Here is a 23,163-nt window from a genome sequence, read left to right on the forward strand (position 1 = left end):
GCTGCGCTCGATTCTAAATCTAGGCTGCAAACGTGTCTTGTATCAGTGCCGGTTGCAAGATGTGGGAATCAGGACAGCCCGACGAGGCTCTGCTTCGACCGTCCGGGTTGCTCGGGACGCGGAGAGCGGTGGATGATCACTCAGTCGATCCGCTTTAAACCTGTTGCGAAACGCCGCCAGTTTGCCACGTATCCGATCGCCGAAGCCCGCAACCTTTCCGTTGCCTCGGCATCCAAAGTTCGTACCGCTTTCGCCGGCGCACCGACAATGAGGGAGTTGTCGGGGAACTCTTTGCCCTCGGTGATCAGCGCATTCGCGCCGACGAGACAGTTTCTTCCGATACGCGCGCCGTTCAGAACGGTCGCTCCCATGCCGATCAGAGAGTTGGCCCCGATCGTGCAGCCATGAACGATGGCATGGTGGCCGATGGTGACGTCCTCGCCGATGGTCATGGGGAACCCTTCATCGACGTGCAGCATCGCTCCTTCCTGGATATTCGTGCGATCACCAATGATGATTGTGTCATTATCCGCCCGGATGACGGCGCCGAACCAAACCCCGACGTCCTGCCCGAGACGAACTCGTCCAATGACATGAGCGTCAGGAGCGATCCAGCATCGGTCCGCGTCGGGCAAAACTGGTCCTTCACCATTCAGTTCATAAATCGGCATCTTGCTCCCTCTCTTTCCTGTCGCGACGCTGGCAACATCGGTATTCTCTAGCTGGCGGCTGCCCGTCGCGACTGCCTGCGTGCCGTCTCGTCCGGCTGCTCGCTCTCGATGAAGCCGGCGCGTTCAACTTCCTGACGCTTGTGATGCAAATGTCGGCGAAGGATGTGCGAAAGCCCCGGTCCATCCCGTCGCTGTAGAGCGTTCAAAATCGCCTCGTGTTCGTGCACGGCCAGTTTCCAGTGATTGGCAGGCATGGGAGCCACGAAGCGCGCTCGGCGAATACGCGATGTTACGGATTCGTAAAGCGATCCCAGTACTGCATTGTCGGCGGCATCGACGATTGCCTCATGAATCAATCGATTGCAGCGATAATATTGCGGCAGATCCCTGTTGCTGTAGTGGACGACCATTTCGTCATGCCAGGCGGCAATCTGCCGGACTTCTTCATCGGTGATGCGTTGGCAGGCGAGCTCTCCGGCCGTCGCCTCCAAGCTCTCGCATACCTCGAACAGATCCTGGAGATCCTTCTGCGTCAGCTTGGCCGCTCGCGCGCCCCGGTTGGGCAGCAGAACAACATATCCTTCCGCCGCAAGGACCTTCAGCGCCTCGCGCAACGGCGTCCGCGAGATCTCGAGGGCGAGACACAACTCCCGCTCAGGCACACGCGCCCCGGGTGGAATCTCACCCTCGATCAGCATGTGCCGGACACGGGAGACAACCTCCTCATGCAGCATGGTGGCTCGTCCTTGCGCATAGCCCTGCATCTGGGGCCGTTGTCAGATCTGAAACTGTCAGGCCGACCCTAAATTGCATTCATTTATCCCATATACGGCTAAATATCGAAAATAAATATCTTGCATTTGAGAATTTTTGCATTCACTTTTTCGACTGCCGCTAGGTTAGCACCGCGAGAACGATCTGAACGAGAGTGCTCCGGCATCAACGATGGCTGGGGAAACAACGACCGGACCGAGGCTTCCGATGGATATGACCACCACGCCGACTGACGAGATCCTGTACGAACAGCGGGACGGTATCGCCTTCGTCACCTTCAACAGACCTCAGGCCCGCAACGCTTTCACCTTCGGGATGTACGAGCGCCTTGCGGAGATCTGCTCCTCCGTCAACGAGGATCGCTCGATCCGAGCCATGGTGCTCACCGGAGCCGGAGGCAAGGCCTTTGCGGCAGGTACGGATATTTCGCAGTTCCGCGCCTTCGACAGCCCTGAGGATGCTCTCGGCTATGAGCGGCGCATCGATCGCGTGCTTGGCACTCTTGAGACCTGCCGCGTCCCGACGATCGCGGCCATCGCCGGCGCCTGCACGGGCGGCGGAGCCGGGATCGCCGGCTGCTGCGATCTGCGCATCGCCGCCGGCAATGCGCGCTTCGGCCTGCCGATTGCCCGCACGCTCGGTAACTGTCTCTCCATGTCCAACTACAGCCGGTTTGCTGCCCTCATCGGCCCGGCCCGCCTGAAGGAAATGATCTTCACGGCGCGTTTGATCGAGGCTCCCGAGGCACTGCAGATCGGCCTGGTCAGCGAAGTGGTCAATGATGCGGACGCCCTGCTGTCCCGCGCCGAGGAACTGGCCCGCACAATAGCAGGTCACGCTCCGCTCACCCTCCAATCCTGCAAGGAGGCCTTGCGCCGACTGCGGCCGGCCCTTCTCCCGGACGAGGGCGAGGATCTGATCCTCAAGTGCTACATGAGCCAAGATTTCCGTGAGGGAATCGATGCGTTCCTCAACAAGCGCTCTCCGAACTTCAAAGGGGAATGAAGTTTCCCCATCCATTCTCTGCCCGGCACCAGCCGACATCAATAGAGTCATTCGCCCATGACAACGACGTTGCTTCCGCTCTTCCAAGTCCCCTCAGAAGCTGACGACAAGGTCTTTCTGGAAACGCCGGACGGCAGCACGTACACCTATCGGCGTTTCTTCGCGCTGACCGCGCGTATTGCCCATGCCTTGCGCGCCTGCGGGGTGACGCCTGGCGATCGCGTTGCCGTTCAGATCGACAAATCCCCCGAGGCGCTCGCTCTTTACGTGGCATGCGTGCGGGCCGGCGCTGTGTATCTGCCGCTGAATACGGCCTACACCGCCAGCGAGGTCGATTATTTCGTCGGCGATGCCGAGCCCCGGCTGGTCGTCTGCCGGCCCTCCGCCCGAGCCGAGATCTCGATTCTGGCCGCCAAGGTCGGCGGCCGGGCCGAAACCCTCGGAACGGCTGGCGATGGAAGCCTCATGGAGCTGGCGTCCGGCCGATCCGAGACATTCGAGGATCATCCCGCCGGTCCGGACGACCTTGCTGCGATCCTTTACACCTCCGGCACGACCGGGCGCTCCAAGGGCGCCATGATGACCCACCGCAACTTGATGTCGAATGCGCTGACCCTGGTCGATTATTGGCGCTTTACGGCAGGCGACGTGCTTCTCCATGCTCTGCCGATCTATCATACCCACGGCTTGTTCGTTGCGACCAACGTGGTGCTTGCCGCGCATGCCTCGATGCTCTTCCTGCCGAAATTCGATGCTGACGAGGCGATCCGGCTGCTGCCGCAGGCGACGGTGATGATGGGCGTTCCGACCTTCTACACCCGCCTTCTGGAGCACCCGGAATTCACGCGCGAACGCGTAGCACATATGCGCCTCTTCATCTCGGGATCGGCTCCGCTCCTGGCGTCGACCCACGATGAATTCGCGACGCGCACGGGTCACGCGATCCTTGAGCGTTATGGGATGACCGAAACGGGCATGAACACGTCGAATCCCTATAACGGGGATAGGATCGCCGGAACGGTCGGCTTTCCCCTGCCCGACGTCGAGCTGCGCATTGCCGATCCGGAAACCGGCAGCCAGCTCGGCACCGGGGAAATCGGGATGATCGAGGTTCGGGGACCGAACGTCTTCAAGGGCTACTGGCGCATGCCGGAAAAGACCGCCGCCGAGTTTCGCTCCGACGGTTTCTTCATCACCGGCGACGTCGGGAAGATCGATGAACGTGGCTATGTCCATATCGTCGGACGCGGCAAGGATCTCATCATCACAGGCGGCTTCAACGTCTACCCGAAGGAGATCGAGCTCGCCATCGACGCGATCGAAGGCGTGCAGGAATCGGCGGTCATTGGCGTGCCCCACCCTGATTTCGGCGAAGGGGTGACGGCAATCGTCGTGCCTGAGGCAAGTGCCTCGCTAACAGAGGAAAAGATCCTGGCGAGCGTGCGTGACACCCTCGCCAAGTTCAAGCAGCCCAAACGCGTAATTTTCGTCAGTGAGCTGCCGCGCAACACGATGGGCAAGGTTCAGAAGAACGTTCTGCGCGAACAGTTCAACGATCTGTATGAGCGCCGCCGGGCCGGATGACAGCAGCGCGGGCTGCACCGCCGAAAACCACGTCACAGGTTAAAGACGAGGATATGATGGGTCCACTGAAGGGAATGAAGGTCATCGATCTGACGCATGTCATGGCGGGGCCGACCTGTACGCTCATGCTCGCCGATATGGGCGCCGACGTGATCAAGATCGAGAAGTCGCCCGATGGCGATGACACGCGGCGCATGCTGCCTCCGAAGATCGGTGATGAATCCGCCGCCTATATGATGATGAACCGCAACAAGCGCGGCATCGTTCTCGACCTCAAAACGGACGGCGGCAAGAAGGTCCTGCGCCAGCTCGTGCAAGGCGCCGACGTACTCGTCGAGAATTTTGGACCGGGCGTGATGGAGCGCCTCGGCTTCGGTTATGAGGACCTGAAGAAAGAGAACCCTGGCCTCATCTATTGCTCCCTTTCCGGCTTCGGCCGGACTGGCCCCTACAAGGATCGGCGCGGCTTCGATCTCGTAGCCCAGGCCATGAGCGGAATTATGAGCTTCACGGGCGAACCAGGCGGGCCACCTGCCAAATGCGGACCGCCGCTCTCGGACATTACAGCGGGCCTCCTTGCAGCCATGGGGATCCTCGCAGCCTACACGCACCGCCTCAAGACGGGCGAAGGGCAATGGGTCGAGACCTCCCTCTTCGAAGCCGCCTTGGTTCAGACCTATTGGCAATCGGCGATCGCACTGGCGACGGGCGTCGCCCCTAAGGCTCTGGGTTCGGCGCATCCTCTCAATGCGCCCTATCAAGCCTTTGAAGCCGACGACGGCTGGATCGTGGTCGGAGGCGCGAACCAGCGGAACTGGTTGCGCACGCTCGACGCCATCGGCGCCCCCGAGCTTGCTGATGATCCCCGGTTCCGGACAGGCGCCGACCGCATGGGTCACCTCCCTGAACTCGAGACAGAGCTCGCCCGCCGCTTCCGCACAAAGCCGGCGGCATACTGGCTCGACATTCTGGACGAGAAGGGAGTGCCGTGCGGACCTGTCCTCGACATGTTGCAGGCCCTGAGCGATCCCCAGACGAGCGCCCGCAAGATGCTTGTCGAGGTCCAGCATTCGACTCTCGGCAGCGTCAAGACGCTGGGCCTGCCAGTCAAATTCTCGAATACACCCGGTGACGTGCGCAAAGGTGCGCCAGTCTACGGTGAAGACACACGCGCGATCCTGGAGCAAGCCGGATTCTCAGAGAATGAGATCGCCAGCCTTCAGAATGAAGGTGCCGTGGTCTGTACCGATCTTTCAGCCGCCCGCGAGAAGGTGGCCTGAAGATAATGCCGCATTCAAGACGGCATGGGCAACAATACCGAGGAAACCCAAGGAGTGAGGAATGTCCGTTTCATGGAGAGTCGCGACAACGCTCGCCAGCACTGCAATAGCGCTTCTCGGCGCGAGCGCAGCGCAGGCTGAGTGGAAGCCTACAAAATCGATCGAGTTCATCGCTACTGCCGGTCCCGGCGGCGGCACCGACAACCTGGCCCGCACGGTTCAGAGCATCATCTCCAAGCACAACCTGATCGATCAGTCGATCATTGTCTCGAACAAGGGCGGTGGCAGCGGCGCGGAAGGCTACGTCTACGGCAAGTCGCAGGCAGGCGACCCCTACAAGGTGATTTTCGGCACATCCAACGCCTGGAATCAGCCGCTGGTGTCGAAAGTCGCATTCAAGCATACAGATCTCACGCCGATCGCCGCCGTCGCGTCGGATGAATTCCTGCTCTGGGTGAAGCAGGATTCGCCTTATAAGACTGCGAAGGATTACATCGAGGCTGCCAAGACTGGCGACTTCAAGATGGGTGGAGCGCAATCGAAGGACACGGACGAGACGCTGACCCGGCTCATCGAGAAAGCGGCAAACGTCAAGATCACCTACATCCCCTTCAAGAGCGGAGGCGAGGCCGCAGTCCAGCTTGCTGGCGGCCACATCACCTCTCACGTCAACAATCCCTCCGAGAGCATCGGGCAGTGGCGCGGCAGCACGCAAAGACCACTCTGCGTCTTCAACACCAAGCGTCTCCCTGAGGGTCCCAAGGTCACGAGCACGGAGGGGTGGCAGGACATTTCAACCTGTGTTGAAAGCGGTATCAACGTGCCGCAATACTCGCAGCCCCGGACGGTATGGCTCCCAGCCGGCGTGACGCCAGACCAGGTCGCATACTATGTCGACCTTCTGAAGAAGGTTCAGGCCACGCCCGAATGGAAAGAGTACATCGAGCGCACCTCGCAGACGAGTGAGTTCATCACTGGGGATGCATTCAAGAAGCTGAACGAGCAGGACCTTGAGCAGAACCGCAAGGTTGCTATCGAACAGGGCTGGCTCGTCTCGAACTGAACGTGTGAATGCTGCGGCGGGCCTCCGCCGCAGCTATCTCTTTCATTCGAGGAGCAAGCATGATTCATCGCCGCAGCTTAGAGGCCGCGACTGCGCTCCTGACCGGAGCCTTTGGTCTTGCCGTCATCACATCCAGCATTGCCGTCGGGAGCGGCTGGTCCGAAGGAGGGGTAGGATCGGGTACCTTCCCACTCATCGCCGGCGTCCTTATTCTGGGTGGCAGCCTCTTCAATCTCATCAAAGGCTTGGCTGGCCCGAACCACGCGATCGTGGGAATGACCGAATTGCGAAGACTGGCGGGCCTGTTTCTGCCGGCTGTCGTCTTCGTGGCCGTCATTCCCGTCGTTGGCATCTATGTGGCCTGCGCAGGATACCTGTTCTGGATGCTGATGATCCAGCATGGACTGGCGTGGTGGCGCACCGGCAGCGCTGCCGCAGTAACCATCCTCACGCTGTACTTCCTCTTTGAGCAGACCTTCCAGGTTCCATTGCCGCGCGGTTGGCTCGGCAGCGTACTTGGCTTTTAGGGAGATCTCGCGTGGAAAACGTATCAGAACTGCTCCATGGCTTCGGGATTGCCCTGTCGTTCTACCATATCGGCCTGATGCTGGTTGGGGTGCTGCTCGGCATTCTGGTAGGAGTCCTGCCGGGACTAGGCGCTCCGAATGGAGTTTCCCTCCTCCTGCCACTCACCTTCGGCATGGAGCCGGTCTCGGCCATTATCCTGCTCTCCAGCATGTATTGGGGCGCACTGTTCGGTGGCTCCGTCACCTCGATTCTCTTCAACATTCCAGGGGAGCCCTCCTCCGTCGCGACGACCCTGGACGGATACCCCATGGCACGGGACGGACGCCCGACGACGGCCCTCGCCACGGCCTTCGGCTCGGCGGCGTTCGGCGCGCTGGTGGGCGTGATCCTGATCACACTTCTGGCGAGCTGGGTTGCCAGTGTCGCCCTCCAGTTCGGCCCCGCTGAGTATTTCGGTGTCTACTTCCTCGCCTTCTCGAGCTTCATCGGCATGGGCGGCGCAACACCGACGAAGACGCTGGTTTCATTGTCGATCGGCTTTGCCCTGGCCGCAGTGGGGATCGATACGGTATCGGGCAGCGTCCGACTCACCATGGGCGTTGACGAGCTCGTCAAAGGTGTGAGTTTCGTCGTAGCCGTGATGGGCCTGTTCGGCATCGGCGAGCTTCTCCTTGCCGTCGAAGACGAGTCCGCCACCATCAGGAGCGTCAATTCGAAGATCGAGTGGCGCGAGGTGTTTCGGACCATCGCGAGTCTTCCCCGTCACGGCTGGGTCCTCCTGCGCAGCGCCGCCATCGGCTGCTGGATGGGGATCACGCCCGGCGGTCCCACGGCGGCATCCTTTATGAGTTATGCCATCGCCAAGCGTTTCTCGCCACGTAAGGAGAATTTCGGCCGCGGCGAGCAGGACGGGATCATCGCTCCTGAAACAGCCGATCACGCTGCCGGCACGAGCGCTCTCCTCCCAATGCTTTCGCTCGGCATTCCCGGATCGGCGACAGCCGCTGTCATGATGGGCGGGCTCATGATCTGGGGCCTTAATCCAGGTCCCATGCTGTTCGTGGAGCAGAAGGATTTCGTCTGGGGACTGATCGCGAGCATGTATCTCGGCAATGTCGTGGCCCTTGTCCTCGTACTCCTCACCGTGCCTGTCTTCGCGGCCATGATGCGTGTACCGTTCTTCATCATCGCTCCATTGATCTTCATCATCATCACGGTCGGTGCCTATTCGGTGTCGAACTCATATCTCGATGTCATGCTGATGATGGGCTTCGGCATCCTGGGATACCTGTTCAAGAAATTGGACTATCCTATTGCCCCATTGGTTCTCGCCATGGTGATCGGCGACAAGGCGGAAGATGCCTTCCGTCAAGCGATGTTGATTTCGAATGGCTCAGTGAAAATCTTCTTCGACAATGCCCTTGTGACGTCTCTCGTGACGCTCGGCATCGCATTCCTTCTGATGCCGATCGTGGGCGCACTCTGGGCCCGGCGCCCCAAGTCTGTCCGGACACCGAAGGCTTTGACCGAATAGGGAAGAGAAGTGAACGAATGGCAGGAAAGCCGACGATGACCCAGAGCGCATCACGAGAAAAGCCCACAATCGCCCTAGCCATGGGCGACCCGGCTGGCATCAGCCCGGAACTCACCGCAAAGCTACTGGCTCTTGATGAGGTGCGTGAAGCTGCGCACTTCACCATAATCGGAGATCGAAGAGTCTTCGACCGGGGGGCCGAGATCGCCGGCGTCAAGCCGGATGTCCTTACCGTTTCGGCGGAAGAAGCGGACCAGGCTGGGAAAGAGACGGTCTTCATCGATCTCGGTCATCTGGATCCCCTCACGATCAGACAAGGTGTCGCTTCTGATGAGGGTGGCCGCTTCGCGCTGGCCAATTACCGGCTGGCCCTGACTCTGGCCAATAGCGGACAGGCCGATGCGGTCTGCTTCACTCCGTTCAACAAGAACGCCATGCGTCTTGCCCACCCACCCTACGATGACGAGATCAGCTTCTCGGCCGAAGTGATCGGGATGGCGGGCCCTGCAAGCGAGTTTAACGTGCTCGGTGATCTGTGGAATGCCCGGGTCACATCGCATGTGCCCTTATCCGAAGTCGCCGGCCTCATGACAGTCGAGCGCGTCCTGCGCGGCCTCAAGCTCACTGACACCGCCATGCGCGCGGCTGGGTTCGCACGCCCGCGCATCGCAGTCGCCGGCCTGAACCCACATGCCGGAGACGGCGGCAATTTCGGGCGCGAGGAAATCGATGTGATCGGGCCTGCCGTCGAGGAGGCGAAGCGATTGGATATCAGTGCCGACGGGCCCTTTCCGTCGGATACGGTCTTTCTGCGCGCCAAGAATGGTGCGTTCGATGCCGTCCTGACCATGTACCATGACCAGGGGCAGATCGCGATGAAGCTCATGGGGTTCGACCGCGGTGTCACCCTGCTCGGCGGCTTTCCGTTCCCCATCTGCACCCCAGCGCATGGAACCGCCTATGACATCGCAGGACGCGGCATCGCCAATATCGGAGCGACCCGCGCCGCTGTGCTGCTCGCAGCCGAGATGGCTTCTTCGCGTCTTCGGGTTGCGATGCAGGCGTAACAACGTCTGGGGACTTCCTGCGGATCTCGGCATCAATCTGGTGCATGGAGACGCGAGAGCCAGAGCCGCATTAATGACGGCGGGCCGGATCCGCTTCGCCGGGAAGCGCTCTAGACCGAAGCGTTCAGCCAGACCAAGAGGAGCGGGATCGTCACGATAGAGACCATCGTAGACAGCACGACCACGCCTGCTACCTCCTCGGGTTCATTATTCCAGCGCTGCGCGAAGAGGTAGTTATAGACCGCAACGGGATTAGCGGATTGAAGGATCAGTACGGCTTTCATGCTCCCCGTCAGGTCGAACACCATCGCGACCAGAGTTCCGATCAGCGCGCCCCCTCCGATCCGGAACGCGGTAACCGCAGCAGCGCGGCCGAAGGAGGCCACTTTCAGGCGGCTCAAGGATGCTCCGAGCATCAACAGCATCAGGGGAACCGTCAGATTGCCAATCAGCGCAATGGTCTTGGCGATCGGCGACGGCAATTCGATCCCCCAGAAGGACAGCGCAATGCCGACCGCCACGGCATAGAGCAGAGGCAAGCGGAGCAACCCTCGCCAATTGGCCTGGCCCGCCGCGATGGCCTGTCCAAGAGTGTAATTTGCAACCGAGGAGATCGAGAAGAACGCGATGGCGTAGCCCAACCCTTCAGGCCCGAAGGCATAAAGTGAGAGTGGCAGGCCGAGGTTTCCGGCATTCGGGAAAGCAATAGACGGCAGAAATGTCCGGATACGCAGCCCCGTGCTCCACAGCAGCAACGCTCCAATGACGGCGAAGAGTACAATGGCTGTTCCGGCGGCGGCTGCAACGGCCGTGAATGCTTCGAAGGACAGGCGCGAGGTCTGGAATGTCCCGATGACCAGGCAGGGCGTTGCCACATCGGAAATAAGGGCTGTCAGATCCCGCGATTCCAGCTTGTAGCCCAGGCGCGCCCACACGAAGCCGATCCCGACCGTAATCAGGACCGGGAGCACCACAGAGGCAAGAAGAAGGAGCATGGAAGCGATCCGGATTCGACTGACAATCACCTGCGCGAAGGTGAGGACATTCAAGCTGCACTCGGCGAACGCCCGCACATGCGGGATTCTCGTTCGTGATTAGGAGACAAACCTCATCGATCGTGCCGCAGTACGATGCCAGGACTGCATAAGCATGAAGATTGTCAGACGCCGTCAGATGTGTAAACGCCCCTTTCGTCCAAATCGTAAAGTATCCTTCGCCTGTGATGCATTGCGACAGGTGTCCCTGAAGAGCCTTGCTCGAAGCAACATTCTTTTTTCTTCTGCACACCGGAGCTTCCTAGGAAATAGTCCTCTCTAGCCCCTCAACGCAAAACAATACCTTGCTTTCGCACCTGGTTCTCAGTCTCGGCTAGATGCATTATCGGAGCTCAGCGGATGACATACTTGAGGACAATCATCGTGCATGAGAAGTTTCCTGCATTGAAAGCTTCCACATCGATCAAGGAGTTCAATGGAGAAGGAGGCTCGCTTAGCAATTGCAGCGCTTTGAGGGGGCTTGCGTGACGACAACGATGTCTCACTTTGTCACGGAGAGGGCAGCCGATCCCGAGGTCCATGTAGTTCTTCAGAATATGCCCTAAGTTTCTGCTTTGCATTCGCTTTGCGACAAGTCTTCCGCGCTTTGGCTTTCTCGGCTCGGCAGAACTCCATCGCTGCTTCCAAAAAGGCTTGGCGGGCTTGTGTGTGTTGGCTCACAGCCTTGATCCAGGGCTTATCCGCAATGAGCGTCACAAGCCGCTCTGGAATCAAACGGTGCTTCTCCTCCTCTGCAGCTACCATCTGTTCGTAGGCATTCAGCAGCTCGGATCGTTTGGCCATAAACCTTCCCAACAATGAGGGCCGGCAGGCAAAGTCTCCCGGCACGCATATTGTTCTTTACTGCGGATCAGTCTCACATTCGTTAAGTTGGCGATCTTTCCAGGGCCAATCGCAAACCGACGCCGAGGCAAGGAAGAGAGACGACCCGCAACAATGTTGATGACGCGCAGATCGACTGTGGGGATGTTCCCGCAATTGCGGATTGCACACCTCCCATGAGGATGATTGTGACGCCTCGCGACCGGTTCGGCTTGATCCACTTGTGGGAGACCGGCTTCTCATAAACCGCCTCACCCAGACCTTTCCCGATCCATAGAGATAAGTCTGACGAGGCGGCTATATGCTCTCCCCTCCGGTTCAGGAAGCCGTCCCCCCGATTCCAGGCGACCCGCGGAAGGAATAGAACGAGGCCGCATCAATAGGTTGCTCGTCCACCCGAGATATCGAAAACACCGCCGGTCGTGAACGAGCATTCCTCGCTCGCCAGCCAGCAGATCAGGGCGGTCACCTCCTCCACCGTCCCGAAGCGTCCGATGGGGATCTTGGAGAGCATGTAGTCAATATGGGACTGACTCATTTGGTCGAAGATAGGCGTGCGGACCGCAGCCGGCGTGACGCAGTTCACTGTTATATTGTTTTTGGCGAGTTCTTTCCCTAGAGACTTCGTAAGACCAATGACAGCGGCCTTCGACGCGCTATAGGCAGAGGCATTGGGGTTGCCCTCCTTGCCCGCGATCGAGGCCACATTCACGATGCGACCATAGCCACCCTCCAGCATCGCCGGAACGACGGCGCGGTTGCAGTAGAACAGGCCGTTGAGGTTGATGTCGATCACTTTCCGCCAGGCATCGACAGGATACTCCCAGGTCGTCGTGTTCGGTCCCGTGATGCCAGCACTTGCCACGAGAATATCGACGCCGCCGAGAGCAGCGAGTGTTTCTGCCTGGGCGGCCCGCACACCCGCGGGGTCTGCGATGTCAACGCTGATGCCTGTCATGCCCGCGCCGATCGTGTTGCGGGCGTCCGCAAGCGCGTCCTGGCTCACATCCCAGATCGCCACCTGCGCCCCTTCGGACACGAGCCTTGCGGCAACGCCAAGGCCAATGCCCGATGCGCCTCCGGTCACGACGGCCCTGCGCCCTTGAAATCGTCTATCGCTGCTCATTGCCTATTCTTTCCCTTCCATTGCAACGCCAAGCGTACCCGATTTTGTTCGAGATTGGGAATCTTGGCCTTGGGTTCGGAGATGATGACGATCGCGCTTGCCACAATCGAGCCCGCGCCAAGAAAAACATCCGGCAACACAGGCTCGCCGAAGAAGATGGCTCCACCATTGCAGCGAAGCCGAGGCGCAGATAGGGGAACGGAGCCGGGGAAGAGGCTTCTGCATACCGGTACGCTTCAACCGTAAGCCACAAAGCAGACCTGAGACTACGAGCAACATCGCACCGTCGGCAAGACCTGACATATCCGGTTTCCGGTCTGGAGGATCTTCCGACAGCGGGACGACCGGCGCCGGAAGCCTAGTCTAGGTTAGCTCCGGCGTCACATAGAGCGTTTGGCCCGATACCTTGATCTCGACATCGAGCAGATATTTGCGGACGCCCTCCAGATCGATCTCGATCCCGAGCCCTGGCGCATCGGGAGCCGCGATCTCTCCGTTTTTGTCCCGCTGCAAGGCGTTGGCCGTGAACTCTCGGGCTACAGGTTTGGGTGCAAACGGGAACTCGCAGATCGTGTGGTCCGCAAGACCGGCATAAGGCTGCAGCGATGCACTGAGGGCGAGGTGTGACGTGAAAGTATGGTTCACGAACGTGACATCGCGGGCTGCCGCATAATCCGCAACCTTCTTGGCAGGGCCGATGCCGCCGATGCGACCACAATCGATCTGGATGAAGCCGACGCCGCCATAATCGATGAGATGCCGCGCCATAAAGACATTGTGCGCCCCCTCCCCGCCGGCGATCTTCACCTTGGCGCTGCGCCGGGCGAGCGCACCATAGGCCTCAAGGGCACTGGCATGGAATGGCTCCTCCAGCCAGACGGCGCCCGCCGCCTCCAGCGCCGGAAGTCTTGCTGCAGCCGCCTCCACATCCTCCCCCCAGATCTGCCCGACGTCGACAAGGAGGATGCCATCAGGTCCAAGCCCTTCGCGCGCCGCCCGGAAATGCTCTTCGTCACTCTCGACCTGCCCCCGCCCGATCGGACCCCAGCCGAACTTGACGGCTCTGAAGCCATCGTTCCGAGCTTTCATCGCGCCCTGGTAGGTCTCATGCGGAGTATCGCCGAAAAGCTGCGACGCATAAGGTGTCTTCCTGTGGGAAGCTTGATACCCGAGAAGCTTCCAGACGGGCTCACCTCTCACCTTTCCAAGGAGGTCCCAAAGCGCCATCTCGATTCCCGAGAAGGTGTGCGCAGCCTGCAGCAGATCCATGCTGTTGTATTCGACCTCCGCGGCGATGCGCTCTATATCCGCGGGAGAGTCGATGGTCTGCCCCAGGACCGAGGCGCCGACGGGACGGCACACCCCATGGGACATGGGGCAGACAAAACCCGCGATCGACACGAGAGGCGAGGCCTCGCACTCGCCCCAGCCGCTATACCCGCCTGCTGTGACGCGGACCAGCAGGGCGTCCTGGCTACCGTCCGCCTCCGTCGTGATTTCAGGCATTGCAAGGTAAAAGAAATCGACCGATTCAATCTTCATGGGCATGACCGGATATGGATGTTGCTCTTTTGCTGCTCGATGCACTAGCGCCGATAAATGGTGGAACTCGGAGTAAATGCGACGTTCTCGTCCAGCGGATACATGGGCCGGGCGCAGACCGTGTGCCCGAGGCTCTTCAGATTCGCCGATGTTGCGCCCGGCGCGTCGATGTTGAAGTTCTTCTCGACCCAGCCATCATACATGTGATGCTCCGTGTGGGGTGACTTGACGACGATCAGGTCAAAGTCCTGTGGATCGAGCCCACTGGAATAGTACATGGCGCGGTCGAACAGGCTGACCGTGCGGCTGAGGACAACCACCGTAAAGTTTTCGAAGGTCAGACCAGCAGTGGGGCCTGCGTAGAGACCTGTCTTCATAGTCTCGAGCCGTGAGTGGCCATTCGACAGAAGCTGAACCTCGGCCCGTACCGGCATCGGCTCGAAACGCCGCGCGTCGTAGAAACCGCCGAGGGTCACGTCGATCGTGGCACCGACGCCTGCCTTGTGAGCTGCAGCAGCCGCCCGAGGATCGACGACCTGAGCAAGAACGCGCTTTGCATATCCTGCGTCCCGCAGCGCCTTGAGAATGACATTGGAGTCACCTGTGGCGCCCGATGATGTGGCGTCGGCCGCATCCGTGAAGACCACAGGGCTACCGATCGTGCTCGCCTGAGCGATGGCGCGCTCGAGCGAAATCAACTTGCCCTGCATCCGCAACCGCTGCGGCCAGAACTCCTCCGCCAGTCGCTCGGCCTCGCGACGGGCGACGCCTTCATCCCCGTCTGTCATCACCAGAACCTGAGAGCAGAGCTCTGGCACGTCTGTAAATGGGTTGCCGATCATGATACCTGCGGCCAACGCAGTTCCATCTCGCTCGATCCGCTGACACTCCCGAATGAGGTCGCCGTAGCAGCCGGTCCGCGTGATCAGCTCATCCCCGCGCACCAGCGCAGGGATGACCGCACGGGCGATGACGGGTTTCGTGCTGCCGCGGAGCAATTCCAGGAGGAGTTCGGCGGCACGCCGCCCGGTATCGGCGAAATCGACATGGGGATAGGTGTGATAGATCGCGAATCCGTCGATCTGGCGCAGCATCCTATCGGTCAGGATTCCGTGCAGGTCGAGCGAGATCACGATCGGCATATCGGGTCCGGCCATGCCCCGGATTGTGGTCATGAGATATCCTTCCGGGTCGAGCTCGCCGTCCGCGCCCATCGCCCCATGCAGCGATACGTAGATCCCGTCCACGCCGGCAATCCGAGTCTCGACCTCGTTCAGAATTTCCGAGGACAGCCTTCGCCAGCCTTCTGCCGACAGAAGACCGGCACTCCCTGCCCGCGCTCCGATGCCCGGAACGAGCGTCACGTCGGCATCGGTCTCGAACACGGCCAGGGCACCGCCGATGGCGGTGTTGAGGCCCCGCTGGGCATAAAGCTCCTCGCCGCGTTCGACATGGAAGTTCTCGTACTGGGACGGTAGCGGATTGAAGGAGGAGATTTCCTGCATGCACTCGACGATCAAAAGCTGGGGCATCGTGTTTCCTCACGAATTCAAGGTGCGCACGGGAATCGTGCCGTCGGCGGCGCGGTGGCACGCGACGAGACGATGATCGGGCATCGGTTCAAGCGGCGGGTCGGCGGTTCGGCAGCGATCCTGCACGAATGGACAACGGGACGCGAAGCGGCATCCCCTCGGAATGGCGAGCGCACTCGGCAGATCCCCGGTCAATGGATGCCGCTGACGGGGCTCGTCCGGATGGGATCGCGGGATGGCGGAGAGGAGCGCCTGCGTGTACGGATGCGTCGGACGCGTGAACAGCGCATCGACGCCAGCGATCTCCACGATGCGTCCAAGATACATCACCGCAACGCGGTCGGAAATATGACGCACGACGGAAAGATTGTGCGAGATGAACAGGTAGGTCAGCTTCAACTCGCGCTGCAGGTCCTGCAGGAGGTTGATGATCTGCGCCTGGACGGAGACATCGAGCGCCGACACTGCTTCGTCGCAGACGACGAAACTCGGCTTCAACGCAAGGGCGCGGGCAATGCCGACGCGCTGGCGCTGTCCGCCGGAGAACTCATGCGGATAACGCGCCGCTGCCGAGCGCGAAAGGCTTACCAGATCCAACATCTCCAGGACTGAACGCTGCCGGGAGGCGTGATCGCCGATGCCGTGAATGACGTAAGCCTCGGCGATCGCGTCGCCGATCGTCATCCGTGGATTGAGCGATCCGTAGGGGTCCTGGAAGACGATCTGCATCTGGCTGCGGCTGCGCCGCAGCTCGGACTTCGACAGCTCCGTCAGGTCGCGTCCTTTGAAGAGCACGGATCCGGCGGTCGGCTCGATCAGGCGAAGCAGCAGGCGGCCCGTGGTCGACTTGCCGCAGCCGGATTCGCCGACAAGGCCGAGGGTTTCGCCCGATCGGACCGTGAGGTCGATGCGGTCTACCGCACGCGCGCCGGCGGATAGCGATCTAAAGAGCCCGGATCGGGCGTTGAAGATCTTCGTCACGCCACGCGCTTCGATCATTGTTTCGGACGTCATGCCAAGGCCTCTTCCCGCGGCTGCTCGAAGCCGAACGGCAGCACGCAAGCCGCGGCCTGATCGGGCGATACGTGGCCGAGCCGTGGCGGCTCCTGCTCGCAAATGTCGCGTCGAAATGGGCAGCGCGGCGCATAGCGGCATCCCTTGGGCATGGCTCCGACGGAAGGCACCGCGCCTTCGATGGTCACAAGACGTCCGCGCGGCCCCTCAATCTCCGGAATCGAGGACAGCAGGGCGCGCGTATAGGGATGTTGCGGGTTGTCGAAAATCTTCCTGACGGGCGCGATCTCTGCGACGCGCCCGGCATATAGGACCAGGACCCGATCGGCGACTTCCGCGATCACTCCGAGATCATGCGTGATGAAGACGAGAGACACTCCTCTCTCCTTCTGCAGCTTTCGCAACAGGTCGAGGATCTGCGCCTGAACGGTCACGTCGAGCGCGGTCGTCGGTTCATCGGCGATGAGAACCTTCGGGTTCGCCGCGAGCGCAATCGCAATCATGACCCTTTGCCGCATGCCGCCCGACAACTCGTGTGGGTAGGACTTGACGCGCTGCTCGGGTGAGGGAATCTCGACATTTCTGAAGAGATCGATCACCTCTATCCTGGCTTTCGCGACTGAGGCTCCCCGGCGGCGCAGCACCTCGGCCACCTGATCTCCGACCCGCATGACCGGATTGAGCGCCGTCATCGGTTCCTGGAAGATCATGGCGAGGTCGCTTCCACGCCTTTCGCGCCAGCGGTCGGGCGCACCCCTTGCCAGATCCTCGCCATCGAGCAGGACTTGTCCTGCGGTGCGGCGAACCGCCTTTGGGAGAAGGCCCATTACGGCTAGGGCGAGCATGCTCTTTCCGCTTCCGGATTCGCCAACCACGCCAACGACCTCTCCGGGCTGGAGGCTGAAGGAGACGTCTTCGAGAACCGGGATTTTTCCGCCGGCAAGTGCCGTCGTGAGGCCTTTGACCTCGAGAACGGGGCGCGCCGTCGCCGTCATCCTACGTCCTCATCCGCGGATCGAGGACATCGCGCAGACCATCGCCGAGGAGGTTCAATCCCAGGACCGACACGATGATCGCAAGGCCCGGGAAGATCGTGATCCATGGCGCCTCCGCGATGAAATCCCGTCCTTGTGCGATGATGCTGCCGAAGGACGGCGCGGGCGGCGGCGGGCCGACCCCAATGAACGATAGGGCGGCCTCGGCCAGAATAGCCGTGGCGAACACATAGGTGAGGCGCACAATCAATGGACCGAGGGCATTGGGGAGGACGTGCCGGAAAAGCACCCGTAGTTCAGTCGCACCGAGCGCCCGCGCGGCTTCGACGAATTCCTGCTCACGCACGACGAGAACGGAAGCGCGCACGATCCGAGCCGTATGCGGCGTCGTCGCAACCGCCAGGGCGATGATGACGTTCGACACCGACGCGCCGAGGACTGCCGCGACCGCGATCGCGAGAAGAATGGCTGGAAATGCCATCAGCGCATCCATGAGGCGCATCACGGGATTGTCCAGCGCCCGGAAGAATCCGGCCGTCGCCCCGATGAACGTACCTGCAATGCCAGTCACGAGCGCTGTCAGAAGGCCGATCGTGAGGGATATTCGCGCACCGAAGAGCACACGTGATAGGATGTCCCGGCCGAAATGGTCAGTCCCAAACCAGTAAGTTCCATCTGGGGGTCGAAGCCGGGTCCGGAAGCTGTTGCGCAGTGGATCGAAGGGTGCCAGCACATCGGCAAGAAGCGCCATCAGGGCAATCGCAAGCACGAGCCCCGCCCCGATCAGGAAGGAGCGATTGCGCAGGAGCCGCATCGCAACGTGCCAAGTGGGGCTCTGACTGGCGGTCGCCGGAACTGACAGGACAGCACTCATTCGAGACGCACCCTCGGATCAACGGCGGCATAGAGAATGTCGACGGCAAGATTCACGCCGAGATAGATCACGGCCAGGAACAGCAGCCCCCCCTGAATGACAGGGTAGTCGCGCGATAGGATCCCGCCGATGATGAGGCGTCCGACTCCGGGAATGGAGAAGACCTGCTCGATGATCACGGCGCCGCCGAGAAGGGCTCCCGCGACGATCCCGGCAACCGTCAGAACGGGAACGAGCGCATTCGGAAGTCCGTGGCGCAGCATGATCTCGGTCCGCGTCAGCCCCTTGGCGTCGGCGGTGCGGATGAAGTCCTGGCTCAGAACCTCCAGCATCGAGGCCCGAGTCATGCGCGCAATGAACCCGACCTGGATGACGGCCAGCGTCAGGGCCGGCATAACGATGCTTCCAAGCCAGCGAACAGGATCCTCGCTGAGTGGAACATAACCGCCGGTCGGGAAGAAGCCGATCTTCACGGCCAGAAGCAGGATCAGCATGATTCCGAGCCAAAAGTCCGGAATAGACAATCCGAACAAGGCTGCCGTCATGACCACTTGGTCGGGCCATCGGTTGTGATTGACCGCCGCCACGATACCGGCCGAGACTCCGGCCAAGAGGGCGAGGGCAAGTGCGATGCCTGCAAGAGAAAGCGTCACAGGCAGGCGCTCGAGAATGGCGGCCGTCACGCTCCGGTTCAGAAGAATCGAATGGCCGAGATCGCCATGCAGAATGCGTCCGTACCAGTCGAGCATCTGGATGATCAGAGGCTGGTCGAGACCGAGCTCGTGACGCAGCCGCGCCGCCTGTTCGGGCGTCGCGCTGGTGTCCAGGAAGGCCGCGGTCGGGTCGCCCGGCACGAGCCAGATGATCGCGAACGACATCAGAGACACGAGCACGAGGACGACAAACGCGCCGGCAAGCCGCTTGGTCAAGAACCTCGCCATGATCCCTCCCTTCGAAGGCGGGCAGAGGCTGCGCCCCTACCCACCCTGCTGCCTCAGTTCTGTTCCAGCCAGACGCCCCACATCCGCGGGATGCGAGACGGCTCGAAGTTTTTAAGTTTCGCGCTCGCGACCTGGAACAGACCGTAATTGCCGGCCTTCATGGCGACGGCATTGTCGTACATATGCTTCTGGAAGTCGGCGAAGATCTGCTTGCGCTTGTCCTCGTCCATGGTTGTCGTCAGGGCGGCGTAGAACTGGTCGATCGCCTCGTCCTTCTTCTGCTGCGAGGTGCCGTTAACCCAAGGCGCCATCACCGAGGCAGGCCCCTCGTAGGGTTCGATCCCGTAGCCGTGTGCCCAAAAGCTCCAGCCGGTCGGCGTGAAGCCGATCTTCGACACGGTCGGCCAATCAGCGACCGAAAGCTCCACATTGATGCCGAGGTCCTTCAGCCGCTGCTGCACCACGGTCGCGGTGTCGGTGTTGGCGCGCAGATTGTCGACGATGAAGGTGAGCGTCTCGCCCTTGTAGCCCGACTTTGCGAGCAGGGCCTTGGCGGCCGCGAGATCGGCCTGATTGTACTTTTCCGTGTTGGATCTGCTGTAGAACGCAGCTCCAGGATAGAGCCACGCGCCGTCCATCTGGTAGATGTCCGGATAAGAGATCGCCATCACCTCTTCCATGTCGAGCGCCGCCTGGACGGCCAGACGGAAATTCAAGTCGCTCGTGGGCGGCTGGGCGTGATTGAACTTGATCACCTGAAAGGCGAAGGGCAGGACCTTGTAGACGACATACTTCTTGTCGTTCTGAAGACGCTTCGCCGTCGGTCCATCAACGGTTTCCAGGAGCTGCACCTCGCCTGCTTCCAGCGCGGCATTGCGAGCGCCGGCTTCGGGCATGAAGCGGAAGGTCACGGAGTCGAGATAGACCTCCTTCTTGCCTGCAAGGCCATCGCGCCCCTTGGCATTGGGATTGGGCACGTAGCCGTCAAAGCGTTCGATCTTCACGTGGCTGTCGGGTTTGTACTCGACGAACCGGAACGGCCCGGTTCCAATGAAGTTGACCTGGTTCGCGGGCTTTGCGGCCTCCTCGGCCGGATAGATCGCGATCGGCGCGCGCGGTGAGGACAGATTGTCGAGGAAGGTGGATTGCACGTTCTTGAGGGTGATCGTCACCTCTCGTGGGCCTGTCGCCCGGACGGTATCGATAGCGCTCAGCAACGCGGCGGATGCACCGATCTTCCGATATCGCTCGATCGATGTGACGACATCATTCGCATCAAGCTCCTTACCGTTGTGGAACTTGACCCCTTGGCGGATCGGGAAGACATAGGTCTTTCCGTCTTCGGAGATCTTTACGCCTTCCGCGAGTTCCGGGACGGGTTTCGCATTCTGGTCCCGCGCGAACAGCGTTTCGTAGATATGAAGCGTGATGTTCCGCGCTGCTTGTGCCGTGGTCACGTGGGCGTCGAGAGACGGAGGAGCTTGAACGATGCCGATGACGACATTGCCCCCCTTGTTCTGAGCGAGAACCACTCCAGGGGCCGTCAGCAGCATGGCCGCACCCAACGCGGCCATGCCAAAGCCTTTCCACCGCTTCATCCTATCCTCCCTTGTCCTGATCCAAGTCCGTATGCCCTTTTGCAAGGCTCCACGTGTCGTACCTTGGCCTCGTTCTATTCTGTGTTTTTCCGGCCTCCGCATCTCTCGGGCCGATACAGTTCATATCCCGCTTCCGCGCGGCCGAGCCTCATACGGCTGTGAGCGCGTCGTCGTACTCGTTCATCACCACGGCGACGACGTCGCCGCGCTGCACGCGGCCCGGTCCCGATGCCATCCAGAGCACGCCTGATCGGCGGTAGCGAATCTCGACCGGCGCGCGGTCGATGTCTTCGACGAAATGGAGGTACCCCGCGATATCGTTCTCTTCGATGGCTGCTCCCGCGAGATGCCGCGGCTCAAAGACGCCGCCCGCCGGGGCAAAGAGATAGCAGTCTTGATCGCGCACCATCATGTGGCGCGTCCCGGGCGATCCGTCGCGCTGAGACGTGTCCGGCCTGACCTCCATGACGCCAAGGTGCTTGAGGACGTTGGTCAGGCCCCGCTTGCCAATGCGCACGCCGTCGACGTTGACACGCCCCCATCCCCCGAGCTCCGTCCCAAGAGACAGGATGCCACGACGCTCGACGGAAGAGGTCAAGGTTGCTCCTTCGTCAACGCCCCAGAACACCACGTTGAACGGCGCTCCAAAGGCTGCTGCGGCATCCATCGTGCGCCTGCGCATCGATGGATCAGGCAGATAATGCATATTGGTCGAGAGAGCCGATTCCATGGAATGCCCGGCGGTGTGAACGTCGACGGAGACATCCACGAGCGGAAGCAAGACCGTGTCGATGAAGTGGGCCAACATCTCCGAGAATGTTCCGCGGGGATTTCCCGGAAAGCAGCGGTTCAGATCGCGGTGGTCAACGGGCGATAAGCGCGTGTCATTCAAGACGGCCGGCACGTTGACCGCGGGGAGCATGATGATGCGCCCCTGAATGGCCCCGGGGTCCAGCGTTCGGGCAAGGTCCGAGACCGCGATCAGACCTTCGTATTCGTCTCCATGAACACCGCCGGTGAACAGCACCGTCGGCCCCGAGCCGTTCTTCACGCAGACGATGGGGATCTCAACCGTGCCCCACCCCGATGTGTTGCGAGACAAGGGTGCCCGCAGATAGCCGGCCTGGCGCCCAGCCCTTTCGAAATCGATCCCATGTTGAATTCGGCTTTTGGGCTCGTCATTGGCCATTGCCTCATCCTCGAGTGATCTTGTCTTGCTAATCGTATGTTGGTATACAATCCTACGACATGTCAATGGCCATCCTGATCCGGCCAGCTCTTTGGGGCAGACGCACACGGAGAGGCAGCTAACGGATCCGTGATGTTCAATTGCGGATCTCGGCCCTGCTGGAAATCATGAGCAACCGATTAATGACCAGGACGAAGCCCAGTTTAAGAGAAGCGCCGAGTCAGCAGCGCCCCGAAGCCGCCATGCACAATGGCTGGCGGCCGTTGAAGCCTCGGACGCTGGTCGACATGGTCATCGACGAGATCGTTGCGGCGGCTGCATCAAGCCGCATTCTCCCCGGGGATCGGATCGTCGAAGCCGAACTCGCGCAGGGTCTCGGCATCAGTCGGGTGCCTGTGCGGGAGGCGCTGCGGATCCTCGAGAGCCAGGGCCTCGTCGTAAACGAGCCTTATAAGGGAATTCGCCTGCGCACCGTCACACAGGGGCGGATCGACCATCTGATCGAAGCGCGGGTCGCCCTGGAAACGGCCGCAGCAACGCGAGCCATCGTGGCAGGGCGCAACGGCGCGCAGGAGGTGCAGCTCCTGCATCGGCATATCGACGAACTCGAGCTGATGGGAGCGCGGGGGGATGCCTATGGGCTCGCGAATGCCGATACCGCCTTTCATCGGGCCTTGTGCCAGTTCAGTGGGAACGAGGTGATCTGCGATCTCTGGGAAATGCTGTCCCGTCAGCTCACTATCATCGTGGGTCTGTCAACGCTCGGAAAGAACATGGCCGATATCGTTCAAGAGCACCGAACCCTTGTACGCGTCTTCGAGACCGGCGACCTGAAGGCGATGACCAAGGCTCTCGACGATCACATCAACATTCAGACCCATGCTGTCGATTTCATCGGCCTCATTGCCCGGCGCCGGGCAGAGCGGGAATCCGACGACAACAGCTGATCTCGTTCTCTTACTCTCCAGA

The 23,163-nt window shown here is 60.9% G+C and carries 21 protein-coding genes; 8 read left to right on the forward strand and 13 right to left on the reverse strand.

What is annotated here, in order from left to right; translation table 11 throughout:
• Window positions 1-140 precede the first annotated feature (140 nt).
• The gene (locus tag ACS5Q0_RS10505; RefSeq protein ID WP_473126573.1) at window positions 141-671 is read right to left on the reverse strand and encodes a gamma carbonic anhydrase family protein; all 531 of its coding nucleotides are present in this window, start codon (window positions 669-671) and stop codon (window positions 141-143) included.
• A 47-nt stretch (window positions 672-718) separates the two neighbouring features.
• Window positions 719-1,435 (reverse strand): GntR family transcriptional regulator, encoded by a 717-nt coding sequence (locus ACS5Q0_RS10510; RefSeq protein ID WP_473126574.1) that lies wholly within the window; start codon window positions 1,433-1,435, stop codon window positions 719-721.
• A gap of 217 nt (window positions 1,436-1,652) precedes the next feature.
• Between ACS5Q0_RS10510 and ACS5Q0_RS10515 the strand changes: the two genes are divergently transcribed.
• The 7 genes from ACS5Q0_RS10515 to ACS5Q0_RS10545 all read left to right on the forward strand — a co-directional run bounded on the left by ACS5Q0_RS10515 (window position 1,653) and on the right by ACS5Q0_RS10545 (window position 9,506).
• Window positions 1,653-2,450: an enoyl-CoA hydratase/isomerase family protein gene (locus ACS5Q0_RS10515; protein WP_473126575.1), complete on the forward strand. Its 798-nt coding sequence runs from the start codon at window positions 1,653-1,655 to the stop codon at window positions 2,448-2,450.
• A 57-nt stretch (window positions 2,451-2,507) separates the two neighbouring features.
• Window positions 2,508-4,034 (forward strand): malonate--CoA ligase, encoded by a 1,527-nt coding sequence (locus ACS5Q0_RS10520; protein WP_473126576.1) that lies wholly within the window; start codon window positions 2,508-2,510, stop codon window positions 4,032-4,034.
• A 53-nt stretch (window positions 4,035-4,087) separates the two neighbouring features.
• Window positions 4,088-5,314: a CaiB/BaiF CoA transferase family protein gene (locus tag ACS5Q0_RS10525; protein WP_473126577.1), complete on the forward strand. Its 1,227-nt coding sequence runs from the start codon at window positions 4,088-4,090 to the stop codon at window positions 5,312-5,314.
• A 61-nt stretch (window positions 5,315-5,375) separates the two neighbouring features.
• The gene (locus tag ACS5Q0_RS10530) at window positions 5,376-6,377 is read left to right on the forward strand and encodes a Bug family tripartite tricarboxylate transporter substrate binding protein (RefSeq protein WP_473126578.1); all 1,002 of its coding nucleotides are present in this window, start codon (window positions 5,376-5,378) and stop codon (window positions 6,375-6,377) included.
• A 59-nt stretch (window positions 6,378-6,436) separates the two neighbouring features.
• Window positions 6,437-6,904 carry a tripartite tricarboxylate transporter TctB family protein gene (locus ACS5Q0_RS10535; RefSeq protein WP_473126579.1) on the forward strand — a complete coding sequence of 156 codons (468 nt, stop codon included), beginning with the start codon at window positions 6,437-6,439 and terminating at the stop codon, window positions 6,902-6,904.
• An 11-nt stretch (window positions 6,905-6,915) separates the two neighbouring features.
• Entirely contained in the window at window positions 6,916-8,439 is a 1,524-nt protein-coding gene (locus ACS5Q0_RS10540) for a tripartite tricarboxylate transporter permease (RefSeq protein ID WP_473126580.1), read from the forward strand.
• 35 nt (window positions 8,440-8,474) lie between these two features.
• Window positions 8,475-9,506 (forward strand): 4-hydroxythreonine-4-phosphate dehydrogenase PdxA, encoded by a 1,032-nt coding sequence (locus ACS5Q0_RS10545; RefSeq protein WP_473126581.1) that lies wholly within the window; start codon window positions 8,475-8,477, stop codon window positions 9,504-9,506.
• A gap of 110 nt (window positions 9,507-9,616) precedes the next feature.
• Here the strand turns inward: ACS5Q0_RS10545 and ACS5Q0_RS10550 are convergent, their stop codons facing one another.
• The 11 genes from ACS5Q0_RS10550 to ACS5Q0_RS10600 all read right to left on the reverse strand — a co-directional run bounded on the left by ACS5Q0_RS10550 (window position 9,617) and on the right by ACS5Q0_RS10600 (window position 22,194).
• Window positions 9,617-10,501, reverse strand: a complete 885-nt coding sequence (locus ACS5Q0_RS10550) for an AEC family transporter (protein WP_473126582.1) — start codon at window positions 10,499-10,501, stop codon at window positions 9,617-9,619.
• Between the two features lie 549 nt (window positions 10,502-11,050).
• Window positions 11,051-11,344 (reverse strand): hypothetical protein, encoded by a 294-nt coding sequence (locus tag ACS5Q0_RS10555; RefSeq protein ID WP_473126583.1) that lies wholly within the window; start codon window positions 11,342-11,344, stop codon window positions 11,051-11,053.
• A gap of 415 nt (window positions 11,345-11,759) precedes the next feature.
• The gene (locus ACS5Q0_RS10560) at window positions 11,760-12,509 is read right to left on the reverse strand and encodes an SDR family NAD(P)-dependent oxidoreductase (RefSeq protein ID WP_473126584.1); all 750 of its coding nucleotides are present in this window, start codon (window positions 12,507-12,509) and stop codon (window positions 11,760-11,762) included.
• Window positions 12,510-12,872: 363 nt separating this feature from the next.
• Window positions 12,873-14,051, reverse strand: a complete 1,179-nt coding sequence (locus ACS5Q0_RS10565; protein ID WP_473126585.1) for a mandelate racemase/muconate lactonizing enzyme family protein — start codon at window positions 14,049-14,051, stop codon at window positions 12,873-12,875.
• A 44-nt stretch (window positions 14,052-14,095) separates the two neighbouring features.
• Window positions 14,096-15,583, reverse strand: coding sequence for a M81 family metallopeptidase (locus ACS5Q0_RS10570; protein WP_473126586.1), 1,488 nt, complete (start codon window positions 15,581-15,583; stop codon window positions 14,096-14,098).
• A gap of 9 nt (window positions 15,584-15,592) precedes the next feature.
• A complete protein-coding gene (locus ACS5Q0_RS10575) occupies window positions 15,593-16,597 on the reverse strand; it encodes an ABC transporter ATP-binding protein (protein ID WP_473126587.1) in 1,005 nt (334 codons plus the stop codon).
• On the reverse strand, window positions 16,594-17,592 hold the full coding sequence (locus tag ACS5Q0_RS10580) for an ABC transporter ATP-binding protein (RefSeq protein ID WP_473126588.1): 999 nt from the start codon (window positions 17,590-17,592) through the stop codon (window positions 16,594-16,596). Before ACS5Q0_RS10580 ends, ACS5Q0_RS10575 begins: the two co-directional genes overlap by 4 nt.
• Before the next feature lies 1 nt (window position 17,593).
• Entirely contained in the window at window positions 17,594-18,466 is an 873-nt protein-coding gene (locus ACS5Q0_RS10585) for an ABC transporter permease (RefSeq protein ID WP_473126589.1), read from the reverse strand.
• Window positions 18,463-19,407, reverse strand: a complete 945-nt coding sequence (locus ACS5Q0_RS10590; RefSeq protein WP_473126590.1) for an ABC transporter permease — start codon at window positions 19,405-19,407, stop codon at window positions 18,463-18,465. Before ACS5Q0_RS10590 ends, ACS5Q0_RS10585 begins: the two co-directional genes overlap by 4 nt.
• Window positions 19,408-19,460: 53 nt before the next feature.
• Complete coding sequence (locus ACS5Q0_RS10595) at window positions 19,461-21,005, reverse strand: ABC transporter substrate-binding protein (protein ID WP_473126591.1); 1,545 nt, start codon at window positions 21,003-21,005, stop codon at window positions 19,461-19,463.
• Between the two features lie 148 nt (window positions 21,006-21,153).
• A complete protein-coding gene (locus ACS5Q0_RS10600; RefSeq protein WP_473126592.1) occupies window positions 21,154-22,194 on the reverse strand; it encodes a succinylglutamate desuccinylase/aspartoacylase family protein in 1,041 nt (346 codons plus the stop codon).
• Window positions 22,195-22,376: 182 nt separating this feature from the next.
• Here ACS5Q0_RS10600 and ACS5Q0_RS10605 point away from each other — a divergent pair, with 182 nt between their 5' ends.
• Window positions 22,377-23,141 carry a GntR family transcriptional regulator gene (locus ACS5Q0_RS10605; RefSeq protein WP_473126593.1) on the forward strand — a complete coding sequence of 255 codons (765 nt, stop codon included), beginning with the start codon at window positions 22,377-22,379 and terminating at the stop codon, window positions 23,139-23,141.
• Window positions 23,142-23,163: the final 22 nt, after the last annotated feature.

The organism is Microvirga sp. HS2 (assembly GCF_055792805.1).